13 protein-coding genes are annotated in these 11,502 nt (G+C 62.5%); 3 read left to right on the top strand and 10 right to left on the bottom strand.

Going from position 1 to position 11,502, the window contains the following annotated elements; genetic code table 11:
- Positions 1 to 45: 45 nt before the first annotated feature.
- The 3 genes from AC0NIH_RS26230 to AC0NIH_RS26220 all read right to left on the bottom strand — a co-directional run bounded on the left by AC0NIH_RS26230 (position 46) and on the right by AC0NIH_RS26220 (position 988).
- Entirely contained in the window at positions 46 to 240 is a 195-nt protein-coding gene (locus AC0NIH_RS26230; protein ID WP_023764342.1) for a hypothetical protein, read from the bottom strand.
- A gap of 35 nt (positions 241 to 275) precedes the next feature.
- Positions 276 to 431: a hypothetical protein gene (locus AC0NIH_RS26225; RefSeq protein WP_013896407.1), complete on the bottom strand. Its 156-nt coding sequence runs from the start codon at positions 429 to 431 to the stop codon at positions 276 to 278.
- Between the two features lie 215 nt (positions 432 to 646).
- Positions 647 to 988: a DUF2147 domain-containing protein gene (locus AC0NIH_RS26220; protein WP_023777894.1), complete on the bottom strand. Its 342-nt coding sequence runs from the start codon at positions 986 to 988 to the stop codon at positions 647 to 649.
- A gap of 438 nt (positions 989 to 1,426) precedes the next feature.
- Between AC0NIH_RS26220 and AC0NIH_RS26215 the strand changes: the two genes are divergently transcribed.
- Complete coding sequence (locus AC0NIH_RS26215; RefSeq protein WP_010915070.1) at positions 1,427 to 1,693, top strand: SEL1-like repeat protein; 267 nt, start codon at positions 1,427 to 1,429, stop codon at positions 1,691 to 1,693.
- A 435-nt stretch (positions 1,694 to 2,128) separates the two neighbouring features.
- The gene (locus AC0NIH_RS26210) at positions 2,129 to 3,250 is read left to right on the top strand and encodes a branched-chain amino acid ABC transporter substrate-binding protein (RefSeq protein WP_473462533.1); all 1,122 of its coding nucleotides are present in this window, start codon (positions 2,129 to 2,131) and stop codon (positions 3,248 to 3,250) included.
- 118 nt (positions 3,251 to 3,368) lie between these two features.
- Here the strand turns inward: AC0NIH_RS26210 and AC0NIH_RS26205 are convergent, their stop codons facing one another.
- The 6 genes from AC0NIH_RS26205 to AC0NIH_RS26180 all read right to left on the bottom strand — a co-directional run bounded on the left by AC0NIH_RS26205 (position 3,369) and on the right by AC0NIH_RS26180 (position 9,634).
- Positions 3,369 to 5,333 carry an acetyl/propionyl/methylcrotonyl-CoA carboxylase subunit alpha gene (locus tag AC0NIH_RS26205; protein ID WP_473462530.1) on the bottom strand — a complete coding sequence of 655 codons (1,965 nt, stop codon included), beginning with the start codon at positions 5,331 to 5,333 and terminating at the stop codon, positions 3,369 to 3,371.
- Between the two features lie 49 nt (positions 5,334 to 5,382).
- The gene (locus tag AC0NIH_RS26200; protein ID WP_473462528.1) at positions 5,383 to 5,757 is read right to left on the bottom strand and encodes a hypothetical protein; all 375 of its coding nucleotides are present in this window, start codon (positions 5,755 to 5,757) and stop codon (positions 5,383 to 5,385) included.
- Positions 5,758 to 5,882: 125 nt separating this feature from the next.
- A complete protein-coding gene (locus AC0NIH_RS26195; RefSeq protein ID WP_473462525.1) occupies positions 5,883 to 7,490 on the bottom strand; it encodes a carboxyl transferase domain-containing protein in 1,608 nt (535 codons plus the stop codon).
- 1 nt (position 7,491) lies between these two features.
- On the bottom strand, positions 7,492 to 8,655 hold the full coding sequence (locus AC0NIH_RS26190) for an isovaleryl-CoA dehydrogenase (RefSeq protein ID WP_473462523.1): 1,164 nt from the start codon (positions 8,653 to 8,655) through the stop codon (positions 7,492 to 7,494).
- On the bottom strand, positions 8,624 to 9,265 hold the full coding sequence (locus tag AC0NIH_RS26185) for a TetR/AcrR family transcriptional regulator (protein ID WP_473462521.1): 642 nt from the start codon (positions 9,263 to 9,265) through the stop codon (positions 8,624 to 8,626). The genes AC0NIH_RS26190 and AC0NIH_RS26185 overlap by 32 nt, the downstream gene beginning before the upstream one ends.
- An 84-nt stretch (positions 9,266 to 9,349) precedes the next feature.
- Complete coding sequence (locus AC0NIH_RS26180) at positions 9,350 to 9,634, bottom strand: acylphosphatase (RefSeq protein ID WP_224688222.1); 285 nt, start codon at positions 9,632 to 9,634, stop codon at positions 9,350 to 9,352.
- A gap of 211 nt (positions 9,635 to 9,845) precedes the next feature.
- Between AC0NIH_RS26180 and AC0NIH_RS26175 the strand changes: the two genes are divergently transcribed.
- Positions 9,846 to 10,331: a MarR family winged helix-turn-helix transcriptional regulator gene (locus AC0NIH_RS26175; protein ID WP_473462518.1), complete on the top strand. Its 486-nt coding sequence runs from the start codon at positions 9,846 to 9,848 to the stop codon at positions 10,329 to 10,331.
- Between the two features lie 4 nt (positions 10,332 to 10,335).
- Here the strand turns inward: AC0NIH_RS26175 and AC0NIH_RS26170 are convergent, their stop codons facing one another.
- On the bottom strand, positions 10,336 to 11,448 hold the full coding sequence (locus tag AC0NIH_RS26170; protein WP_023764332.1) for a pyridoxal phosphate-dependent aminotransferase: 1,113 nt from the start codon (positions 11,446 to 11,448) through the stop codon (positions 10,336 to 10,338).
- Positions 11,449 to 11,502: the final 54 nt, after the last annotated feature.

The following is an 11,502-nucleotide window of genomic DNA, read 5'->3' as shown; positions in this document are numbered from 1 at the left end:
GGGAGGGGTGTCGCTGTCGAAGGCGCCCAAAGCGCCGTTTTTTCTTCACCCACGCTGTAGGCTGACCAGCAGCACGAAGCCGACACCTGACTTTCTCAGCGCCGGCGCCTCGATGGTCGAGCCGGCATCAGCGCGCATCATCGGCACGGCCAGGACCGGGGCGGCCAGGAGCACCAGGATAAGCGCCGCCCGCGGCAGAAGCCGGAGGGTTTTGAGGGCGTTGGCGGCGATGCGGTTCATGATGTCTGTGCTTTTCTTTTCGAGGTTTTCTGGTTTCAGTGGCGAAGATTGGTCGGGCAGGCGAGACCGCAAAGTCTGGTGGCTTCGTCCCAGGAGCGGGCCGGACGGCCCGCTTCGGCGACGAGAATGGCGAAGAACATTCCAAACAGGCTCATCAGCAGGCAGACGATGGTGAAGCGGCGAGCAAGCATCGGTGGTGTCTCCTTCAACACGCCGGAGAATGCCCTGACGCCTGTGAACCGGCTCTGAGACCGGCGTTCATCTGCGGTTCAAATTGATTGACGGGATCTGACTGGGCTGAGGACGGCCAACAGCGGCAAGGCATCGAGCGCCGGCGCCGGCGTGAGGATGAAACGAAAACGGGGCCCGTCAGGGCCCCGTGGTCATGTCGCAAGGCTGCAGCCGATCAGAGCTTATGCCAGGTCTGGCTCTTGCAGATCAGTCCGCCGAGCACGCAGCCGCTCATCTTGAGCGAGGTGCCCGATAATGTCGCCTTGCCAGAATAGGTCTTGTCGTTCGCCGGATCGGTGATGTTGCCGGTGTACTTGTTGTCGCCGGCCGCCTTGAGGGAGCCAATGGTCTTGCCGGCGTATTTGCCGGATTTGAGCGTGATGGAGAACGAGCCGCCGCCTGCAATGGCCGCGGTGTCGCCGGCCTGCGTTTTCCAGTTGCCCTCGATCGGATCGGCCCACGCCGCGCCCGCCATGATCAATGTGGCTGCAAGGGCCAGGCTCACTTTTCGAAACATGTTCTTCCTCCCTTAGGATAGCCGGCCGGATGCTCCGCCTCGCCGGTCTGCCGCTTACGCAAACGTAAGCTAATCCAGCTCCCATCAAAACAAAAGCGGTGCCGTTGCGGAAGAGTTTCCGATTTTGAAGGCGCCTGAAAGCGCGTCTTCGGTGAGAAAATGAAACGATCGCCGGATTGGCTTTGTCTCCCGTGGTTAGCGGAGTGTTGATTCCCACTCTGAAAATTTTCGTCAAATTTTGCGAAAACCAGCCAAATTGCTGGCTTCGTATCCTTAACGAATTTTCGTGTTTACCTCTTGTTTTAGCTTTGTTTTCCTCAAATTAAGCACGCCATTTAACGACGGATTCAAGCCTGCGCGGCATTCTCGAAAGCATCGAAAGAGCGGCCCGGACAAGACAAACGGAGGCAGCTCTCGGGAGCCAGACAGGGGACTAAAATGGCACGTTTTGAAATGCTTGAAGCAGGTTTCGGCGCCATGGGGGCAACTGCCCAGGCCGACATCCTTTTCGAACTGGGCATGATGTATGCGACCGGCCGCGATTGCGAGACCGACGTCGTCGCCGCCCACAAATGGTTCAACATCGCCGCCATCAAGGGCTCGGCCCGCGCCGCGGAATTGCGCTCGGAACTGTCGGCGGCCATGTCGAAGGTCGAGATCGCCAAGGCGCTGCGCGAAGCCCGCGAATGGATGACCATGCACTGAGTTCCACCAGACGGGGACGCTCCGGCCAAGACCGCGAAGACGGTCGGGCCACAAATAGGGACAAGGCTGCGCAGACAGCCAGGCTACAGGCCATCAACGACAAGAATGCGGCAGGCCAGACAGGTCCAAGCCGTGCGAAAGACCATGATCCCGAAATGGGAATCCGGTTTTCAGGCCGAGATCATGGGCTTGGAAAAGACAGGGAAGGCGCGTTGGGCTCGGGGTGCGGGGGCGCTTGCGGAACAGCTCGACGAGCGAAAAGCCACGACCAGCCGAAACAAGGCTGGCGTGGCTTTTTTGCGTGGATGAGGGACCCCAGGCCCAATCGAGCGGCGCCAATGCGCCTAGACAGGCCCAATGAAGGATGAAATTGTCCGGCCTCTCTGGAAGAAGCGCGGCCGGGCGGCCGTGCGTGAGTGGAGGAGTTCTATCACCATGAAAAAAATGAGTATTTTGAGCGCGGCCATTTTCGGCCTGATGATGAGCGCGCCGGTCGCGTTCGCCGACGACATCACCGTTTCGGTGGTCGGCCCGATGACCGGTCAGCTCGCCACCATCGGCGATCAGTTCAAGCAGGGCGCACAGGCCGCCGCCGATGCCATCAACGCCGCGGGCGGTGTCAACGGCTCGATGATCAAACTCGACATCGAGGACGACCAATGCGATCCCAAGCAGGCCGTGTCGGTCGCCAACCGCATCGTGGCCAATGGCGTCAAGTTCATCGATGGCCATGCCTGCTCGGGCTCGAGCATTCCGGCCTCGGCCGTCTATGCCGAAGCTGGCTTCCTGATGATGAGCCCGGCGTCCTCGAACCCGGTGTTGACCGACGCCGCGGCCAAGGCCGGCTGGCCGACGATCATGCGTCTCTATACGCGTGACGACGCGCAGGGCGCCTTCATCGGGCCGTGGATCGCCAAGAAGTTCGCGGGAAAGAACGTCGTCATCCTGCACGACAAGAGTGCCTATGGCCAGGGCGTGGCCGACGCGGTCAGGGCAACCATGAACACCGGTGGCCTGAAGGAAGTCTACTATGACGCCATCAATCCCGGCGAGAAGGACTATTCGGCGCTTGTCACCAAGCTCAAGGATCTGAAGGCCGACGTCGTCTATTTCGGCGGCTATCATCCTGAAGCCGGCCTGATCCTGCGTCAGTCGGCCGAACAGAACCTGAAGTTCCAGCTGATCATGCCGGACTCCATTGCCTCGCCGGAATTCTGGCAGGTTGCCGGCCCGGCGGGCGAGGGCACCATGTTCGTGTTCCCGTCGGATCCGCAGGCAAAGCCGGAAGCCAAGGCGGCGGTCGAGAAGATCAAGGCCGGCGGTTTCGTGCCCGAGGGCTTCACGCTGTTCTCATACGCCGTGGTCCAGGCGTTCGCCGAAGGCATCAAGCGCGCCGGCAGCGACGATCCGGCCAAGGTTGCCGAAGCCCTGAAGAACGGCACGCCGATCAGCACCGTTGTCGGCGATGTCACCTTCGACGAGAAGGGCGACCTCAAGAATGCCAGCTATGACATCAACCAGTGGCATGACGGCAAGTACGCGCCAATCGCGCAGTAATCGCTATCATTTCGCTGTTGGAAATGGCCGGGCTTGCCCGGCCATTTTCGTTTGGTCGGCAGTCTACGGCGCCCTCTCTGTCCCGACATAGCTATTTCGGTCATCCAGCAACCGGGCCTTAGCCCCGACCATCCTCCACGAACCGCACCAGCACGGTCCCGTCGGTGACCTGCGATCCTTCGGTGGCGATCTCGGCGATCAGCCCGTCATGCGGCGCGGCGATGGTGTGCTCCATCTTCATCGCTTCGAGGATCAGCAGCGGCTGGCCCTTGATCACCGCATCGCCCTTCGCCACGCGCACAAGCTTGACCAGCCCCGGCATCGGCGCGCGCAGGCTGCCGGAGGCGGCAGCGGCGTCATCGCTCCTGGCCAAGGGGTCCGGCACCGCGAATGTATAGCCGACGGCGCCTTCGAACACCGTGACGTGGCCAGGCCAGCGGGCGAGGCGCGGAACGGCGCGGAAATCATGCACATTGGTGCCGTCATAGGGTGCATCGAGCGCGACCTGGAAGCGCCCGTCCGGCCGCACCGAAACCTTTGCCACAATGTCGTCCTCGGCGAACTTCAGCCGCGTACGCCGCGCCACGCCGTGGAAATGCGCATAGCCGGCAAGCGACGACCATGGGTCATCCGAACGCGGCGATGCTTCCGCGCCGGAGGCGGCGAGGGCGGCTGCGGAGATGATTTCGCCGCTTGGCGGCGCGACCTCGGTCAGCACGACCTGATGTCTGCCGATCAAGCCGGTGTCGACGTCTCCGGCGCAAAAATCCGGATCGGCCGCCAGAGCTGCAAGAAAGGCGGTGTTGACGGTGGAACCGGCAATTTCGGTTTGCGACAGTGCCGTGCGGAGCGCCTCCAGCGCTGCCTGCCTGTCCTTCGCACCGACGACAAGCTTGGCGATCATCGGATCGTAATAGGGCGAGATAGCATCGCCGGCCCGCACGCCGGTCTCGATGCGCATCGTGGCCCCTTGGGCGGCTGCTTCAGGAAATTTCAGATGATGCAGCGTGCCGGTTGCCGGCAGGAATCCCTTGGCCGCATCCTCCGCATAGATGCGCGCTTCGAAAGCATGGCCGGCAAGCGCGATCTCGCTCTGCGTCTTCGGCAGCTTTTCACCGCTGGCAACGCGCAGCTGCCACTCGACCAGATCGGTGCCGGTGACCATCTCGGTGACCGGATGCTCGACCTGCAGGCGCGTGTTCATTTCCATGAACCAGAAGCGGTCGGCTTGCAGGCCTTGCGAGGCGTCGACGATGAATTCGATGGTGCCGGCGCCGGAATAGCTGATCGCCTTGGCGGCTTTTACAGCGGCGTCGGTCATGGCCTTGCGCAATGCCGGTGTCATGCCGGGGGCAGGGGCTTCCTCGATCACTTTCTGATGGCGGCGCTGCGCCGAGCAGTCGCGCTCATAAAGATGCACGGCATTGCCAAAATTGTCGCCGAACACCTGCACTTCGATGTGCCGTGGCTTGTCGACATATTTCTCGACCAGCACGCGGTCGTCGCCGAAAGCGGCCTTTGCCTCGCGCCGGGCGCTGGATAGAGCCTCGGAGAAATCGTCGGGATGTTCGACCCGGCGCATGCCCTTGCCGCCACCGCCGGCCCGCGCCTTGATCAGCACGGGATAGCCGATTTCGCGTGCCTTGGAGGCGAGCAGCACGATCTCCTGTGCCTCGCCATGATAGCCCGGAACGACCGGAACGCCGGCCTTCTCCATCAGCCGCTTGGCGGCGTCCTTCAGCCCCATGGCACGGATCGAGGCGGCCGACGGGCCGATGAAGGTGAGCCCTGCCGCCACCACCTGGTCGACGAAATCAGGGTTTTCCGACAGGAAACCATAGCCGGGATGGATGGCCTGCGCCCCCGTGGCCAAGGCCGCCGCGACGATCCGGTCGCCGCGCAGATAGCTCTCGCCGACCGGCGAGGAGCCGATATGCACCGCCTCGTCGGCCATTTCGACATGCAGCGATTTCGCGTCGGCATCCGAATAGACGGCGACAGTGTGCACGCCCAGCTTGCGCGCCGTGCGGATGACGCGGCAAGCGATCTCGCCCCGATTGGCGATCAGGATCTTGGCGAACATGTAGCCTCCCGGTTTTGCCTCGGGCGGCGCTGGTTCGGCAAATGCCCGGCTATTTCGAAGCAGCGATCTCGCAGGCGCCGCCCGTCGTCACCCTGTGGCGGGCGACCGTACCCTCGCAGGATTTCATCGCCAGATCTTCGGCCACCTTCTGAGAGGGAGCGTTCAGCTTTGCGCCGCAGATGATATACAGCGATCTCACCCGTGTATAAGGCGTGGTGGCGTAGGCCGAATGGCCGCCCGCCGCAATATAGGCCTTGTAAGCCTTGGTGCATGGTGCCTTCTGCGTGTAGGGCAGAGTTGGCGGAAAACGCTTGTCTCCTTCGTTTCCCGAAAGCGACACGGCGATACTCACGCTGGATGCCGCGAGCAAAAGAATTACTGAAAGTATTGAGGCGGATGCATTCTGTACGTATTTCGGTTTCATTTTTAGCCCATCCCCATTGCTTAGTGCAGCGCAAGCAATAGCGAATATTTCCTGCCATCACTAGCTCTGCGGCGAAGGCTCGCGATTTCGTGATGGGATGGATGGCTTCGCCGATGTCGTTCATCTCACATCCTGAACACGCCGAAGCGGGTTTCCTCGATCTCCGCATTGAGTGCTGCCGACAGGCTGAGCGCCAGCACCTCGCGCGTCTTTGCCGGGTCGATGATGCCGTCATCCCAGAGCCGCGCGGACGAGTAGAGCGGGTGCCCCTCATGCTCGTATTTCATCAGGATCGGCTTCTTGAACTTCGCCTCTTCTTCCGCGCTCCACTCGCCGCCCTTGCGCTCGATGCCTTCGCGCTTGACCATGGCAAGCACCGTTGCCGCCTGTTCGCCGCCCATCACCGAGATGCGGGCATTCGGCCACATCCACAGAAAGCGTGGCGAATAGGCTCGACCGCACATGCCGTAATTGCCGGCGCCGAACGAGCCGCCGATGATCATGGTCACCTTCGGCACCTTGGCGGTGGCCACCGCCATCACCAGCTTGGCGCCGTCCTTGGCGATGCCGCCCGCCTCGTATTTTCGCCCGACCATGAAGCCGGTGATGTTCTGCAGGAAAACCAGCGGTATCCCGCGCTGGCAGCACAACTCGATGAAGTGCGCGCCCTTCAGCGCGCTTTCGGAAAACAGCACGCCATTGTTGGCGATGATGCCGACCGGCATGCCGTGGAGATGGGCGAAACCGGTGACAAGCGTGGTGCCGTAATTTTGCTTGAACTCGTCGAATTCGGAGCCGTCGACGATGCGCGCGATCACCTCGCGCACATCGTAGGGCTGGCGCAGATCGGTCGGCACGATGCCGTAGAGTTCATCCGCAGGATGAAGCGGCGGATGAGCTTTCCTAGAGGTCAGGCTTACGGTCTTGTTTCGATTCAGGTTCTTGACGATGCGCCGGCAAATGGCCAAGGCGTGCTCGTCGTCCATCGCATAATGGTCGGCGACGCCGGAAAGCCGCGTGTGCACGTCCGCGCCGCCCAGATCCTCGGCGCTGACATCCTCGCCGGTGGCCGCCTTCACCAGCGGCGGGCCGCCGAGGAAGATGGTCGCCTGGTTGCGCACCATGATCGTCTCGTCCGACATCGCCGGCACATAGGCACCGCCCGCCGTGCAGGAACCCATGACGCAGGCGATCTGCGGAATGCCGGCCGCCGACATGTTGGCCTGGTTGTAGAAGATGCGGCCGAAATGCTCACGGTCGGGAAACACCTCGTCCTGGTTGGGCAGGTTGGCGCCACCGCTGTCGACGAGGTAGACGCAAGGCAGATTGTTCTGCAGCGCGATCTCCTGCGCGCGCAGATGCTTCTTCACCGTCAGCGGGTAGTAGGTGCCGCCTTTCACGGTGGCGTCGTTGACGACGACCATGACCTCGGTGCCTTCGACGCGGCCGACGCCGGCGATCAAGCCGGCCGCCGAAATCTCCTCGCCATACATCGACCACGCCGCGAACTGGCCGATCTCGAGGAAGGGCGAGCCGAAATCCAGCAATTGCGCGAGGCGCTCGCGCGGCAACAGCTTGCCACGGGAGACGTGGCGTTCACGCGCCTCCTCGGAGCCGCCGCGCTCGACGCTTGCCGCCTTCTCCGCGATGTCGGCGACCAGCGCCCGCATGCGCTCGGCATTGGCACGGAAGGTCTCGGAGGAGGGGGAGATCTGGGTTTGGAGAACGGCCATCCTACACCCCCTCGGCCATGATTTCGCGGCCGATCAGCCAGCGGCGGATTTCGCTGGTGCCGGCGCCGATCTCGTAGAGCTTGGCATCGCGCAGCAGACGCCCGGTCGGATAGTCGTTGATATAGCCGTTGCCGCCAAGCAGTTGGATGGCGTCGAGCGCCATCAGCGTCGCCTTCTCGGCGGCGAACAGCACGCAGCCGGCGGCATCCTTGCGCGTCGTCTGGCCGCGATCGCAAGCGGCGGCGACGGCATAGACGTAGGCGCGCGCGGCATTCATCGTCGTATACATGTCGGCCAGCTTGCCTTGCACCAGCTGGAACTCGCCGATCGCCTGGCCGAACTGCTTGCGCTCGTGCACATAGGGGATCGCCACGTCGAGGCATGCCGCCATCAGGCCGATCGGACCGCCGGCGAGCACGGTGCGCTCATAGTCGAGGCCCGACATCAGCACCTCGACGCCGCGCCCTTCCTCATGCAGCACATTGTCGAAGGGCACTTCGACATTCTCGAACACCAGCTCACCGGTATTGGAACCGCGCATGCCGATCTTGTCGAGCTTTTGCGCCACGGAGAACCCGGCCATCGCCTTCTCGACGATGAAGGCGGTGATGCCGCGCGATTTCCGCTCCGGATCGGTCTTGGCATAGACGACCAGCGTTTCGGCATCCGGCCCGTTGGTGATCCACATCTTGGTGCCGTTGAGCACATAGCGGTCGTTGCGCTTTTCTGCCCGCAGCTTGAGCGAGACGACGTCGGAGCCTGCCCCGGATTCCGACATGGCGAGTGCGCCGACACGCTCGCCCGAGCACAGCGGCGGCAGGAATTTTTCCTTCTGCGCCGGCGTTGCCCAGCGGTTGATCTGGTTGACGCAAAGATTGGAATGAGCGCCGTAGGAGAGGCCGACCGAGGCGGAAGCGCGCGAAATCTCCTCCACCGCGATGACGTGGGCCAGATAACCCATGCCGCTGCCGCCGAAATCCGGATCGGCCGTTATGCCGAGCAGGCCGAGCGCGCCGAACTCGCGCCACAGATGTGCCGGAAATTCGTTCTCGCGATCGATGTCGCCGGCGATCGGCGCGATCTTGTCCTGGGCGAAGCGCCGCACCAGGTCGCGCAATGCCTCGATGTCTTCGTCATGCCCGAAGCTGAGCGTGTTCGTATACATGCCGTTCCTCCCCGGTAATTGTCGCGCCAACCAGCCGCATTGTCATCGAAAGATATGTCGCCGTCACTTCGGCGATCGACAGCCGCTCGCCCGGGCGAAACCAGACGATGACGCCGGTCATCATCTGGATCAGCGCCATCGCCGTCAGTCCGGTGTCATCGACGCTGAAGGCGCCTGCCTCCGCGCCATCGCGCAGGATCGAGCGCAGTTCCTTTTCATAGGCCGTGCGCATGCGCAGGATCTGCGTCAGCCTGTCGGGCGAAAGGCTGCGCAATTCCATGTTCGACACATGCGTGGCGTGCCGTCGCTCGATATGGAAAGCGATGTGGTTGCGCACATAGGCCGCAAGCTGCTCCGCTGGATCGGCGCCGACTGGCCTGGCCTGTTCCCAGGCCTCGCGAAGCCCTTCCATGTGCTCGCGCATCAACGTGAACAGCAGATCTTCCTTGGTCGGGAAATAGCGGTAGAGCGCAGCGGCCTGCACGCCGACTTCCGCCGCCAACTGGCGCATCGACATCGCCTCGTAGCCGTAGCGCGCAATCAGGCTGACCGCTGCCTGGCGGACAGCCGCCTCGGTCTTTTCGCCATCGGATCCTGTGGTGCGCGCCATGGTCGCCTCATTGAAGCGGTATTAATAAAACGAACGTTCAATTAATTCAAGTGGCCGAAGCTAAATCAAGTGGGCAAAATTCCCCTATGCGACGATCCTGAAGTCTCCAGGCGCGGTCCATGTCTCGAGTTCGTCCACATCGATCCGCGAAACCGATGCACCCGCCGGGCCTTGCCAAAGTCGTTCGACCATCGTTGAGACCGCGGCATCGTGACCGGCAAGCCATGCCGTTACCGAGCCGTCTCTCTCGTTGCGCACCCAGCCTGCAAGGCCAAGCGCCGTCGCTTGGCCTTGCGCCCAGATCCTGTAGCCGACGCCTTGCACTGTGCCATGCACGCGCGCCTGCACCGCCCTTTTCCGGTCATCCATGGCTCAGGCTCCCTGCATAGAGGCTCCCTGACATAGAGTCTGGCGCAGGATTGGACGAAGGCAATTGGCCCGAAGGGATTGATGTCATTTGAAGGGCGGAAGATGGGTGACTTGGTCCTCTGAATAGTTGACTTGGTCAACTTTCATGTAATGATGGGACGACGTGGAAATCTCAGGGGGAAGCGCCGACATGCCAGCCGGGCGGAATACCTTGATCGGCGATATCCGTCGCTTCAACCGGTTCTACACCGGCTTGATCGGGCTGCTCGACGAAACCCTGACGCAAAGCGCCTATACGCTGACCGAGGCGCGCATCCTGTTTGAACTCGCTCAGCGACCGGGCCACATCGTCGAAAATCTTGGCGGCAAGGCAGGCTTTCTTGCGCGGGCGCTTCGACTCGATATCGGACCAGCAGCATCCGAAATCGCCCGGGAACTCCATTTGGATCCTGCCTACGTCACGAGAATCCTTCGAAAATTCTCCGCTGCCGGCCTGGTCGAAATGCGCACGGACCCCGACGTACCGCGTCTTCTCTCGCTCACGGCACGGGGCATGGCCGCGCTGGCCGGACTTCAGGCGGCCGCGGATCGCGATCTCGCCCGCTTGACCGAGAGGCTTGGCGATAAGGAAGCCGCCGAGTTGTCGGATATGCTGATGCGCGTCAGCCACATGCTAGGCGGAGCGCCGGCATCCTAGTGCTCTAGTTTCCCCGTGCCGCCGCCAATGCCCCGGGCAGTTCCTCGGCGAAAATGTCGAGCTCGTGGTCGAGCCCGACGCTGACGCGGATGCAGCGGTCCAGCCGTGGCGCCATCGGTTTGCGGATGAACACGTCGCGCGACAACAATCCTTGCAGCACTTTCAGCGCGAAATTACCGTCATGGCCACAGTCGATGGTGACGAAATTGGTCGCCGAGCCCAGCGGCTTCAGCCCGTTCTGTTCGGCGACCGCCGTGATGCGTCGGCGCCCGGCAGCCACCAGCGCCACCACTGTCTCGAGATAGGCCTGGTCGGCAAGCGCCTCGACACCGGCGATTTGCGCCATGCGGCTGACACCGTAGTGGTTGCGGATCTTTTCGAAGTCACGGATCACTTGCGTCTCCGCCACCGCATAGCCGCAACGTATCCCGGCGAGCCCGTAAGCCTTTGAAAAGGTGCGCATGCGGATGACGTTCGGCCGGGAAATATCGATCGGCGGCAGGGCCGAGGCTGGCCCTAATTCGCCATAGGCCTCGTCGAGCACCAGCATGGTTGTTTCAGGCAACGCCTCGATGAAGCGGATGATTTCGCCCGCCTCCCACCAGGTGCCCATCGGATTGTCCGGGTTGGACAGATAGACCAGCGGCGCCTTTTCCTTGACGACCGCCGAAAGCAGGCCGTCCAGGCTTTCGTGGTCGTTCTCGTAAGGAACGGTCACCAGCCGTCCGCCAACGCCGGCGACATGGAAGTTGAAGGTCGGATAGGCGCCGAGCGAGGTGACCACCGCATCGCCTGGCGCCACATACATGCGCGCCACCAGGCTGAGCAGGCCGTCTATGCCTTCGCCGACGACGACATTCTCGACCGCCACGTCGTGATGCGCGGCTACTGCAACCTTGAGATCGTGATTGTCCGGGTCGCAATACATCCACATGTCGCGGGCGATTTCGGCCATGCGGGCTATGACACGCGGAGACGGCCCAAAACTGCTCTCGTTGGCGCCGATGCGGGCACGGAAAGCCCGCCCGCGCTCGCGCTCCTGCGCTTCGGGACCGACAAACGGCACAGTCGAAGGAAGCGCTGCGATGAGCGGTGTGAGGGGAGGGCGCTGGCGCATGACGGAAGCTCGCATGGAAGGGGCTTTCTTGCTAGCTTGACCGCATGATTGGCG

The organism is Mesorhizobium sp. WSM1386 (assembly GCF_055901595.1).
Note: the sequence above shows the minus strand (reverse complement) of the source record. Positions and strands in the feature narration are given on the sequence as shown.

Coding starts and splice junctions, on each gene's coding strand:
- AC0NIH_RS26230 (WP_023764342.1), bottom strand. CDS start 240: ATGAACCGCATCGCCGCCAACGCCCTCAAAACCCTCCGGCTTCTGCCG.
- AC0NIH_RS26225 (WP_013896407.1), bottom strand. CDS start 431: ATGCTTGCTCGCCGCTTCACCATCGTCTGCCTGCTGATGAGCCTGTTT.
- AC0NIH_RS26220 (WP_023777894.1), bottom strand. CDS start 988: ATGTTTCGAAAAGTGAGCCTGGCCCTTGCAGCCACATTGATCATGGCG.
- AC0NIH_RS26215 (WP_010915070.1), top strand. CDS start 1,427: ATGGCACGTTTTGAAATGCTTGAAGCAGGTTTCGGCGCCATGGGGGCA.
- AC0NIH_RS26210 (WP_473462533.1), top strand. CDS start 2,129: ATGAAAAAAATGAGTATTTTGAGCGCGGCCATTTTCGGCCTGATGATG.
- AC0NIH_RS26205 (WP_473462530.1), bottom strand. CDS start 5,333: ATGTTCGCCAAGATCCTGATCGCCAATCGGGGCGAGATCGCTTGCCGC.
- AC0NIH_RS26200 (WP_473462528.1), bottom strand. CDS start 5,757: ATGAAACCGAAATACGTACAGAATGCATCCGCCTCAATACTTTCAGTA.
- AC0NIH_RS26195 (WP_473462525.1), bottom strand. CDS start 7,490: ATGGCCGTTCTCCAAACCCAGATCTCCCCCTCCTCCGAGACCTTCCGT.
- AC0NIH_RS26190 (WP_473462523.1), bottom strand. CDS start 8,655: ATGTATACGAACACGCTCAGCTTCGGGCATGACGAAGACATCGAGGCA.
- AC0NIH_RS26185 (WP_473462521.1), bottom strand. CDS start 9,265: ATGGCGCGCACCACAGGATCCGATGGCGAAAAGACCGAGGCGGCTGTC.
- AC0NIH_RS26180 (WP_224688222.1), bottom strand. CDS start 9,634: ATGGATGACCGGAAAAGGGCGGTGCAGGCGCGCGTGCATGGCACAGTG.
- AC0NIH_RS26170 (WP_023764332.1), bottom strand. CDS start 11,448: ATGCGCCAGCGCCCTCCCCTCACACCGCTCATCGCAGCGCTTCCTTCG.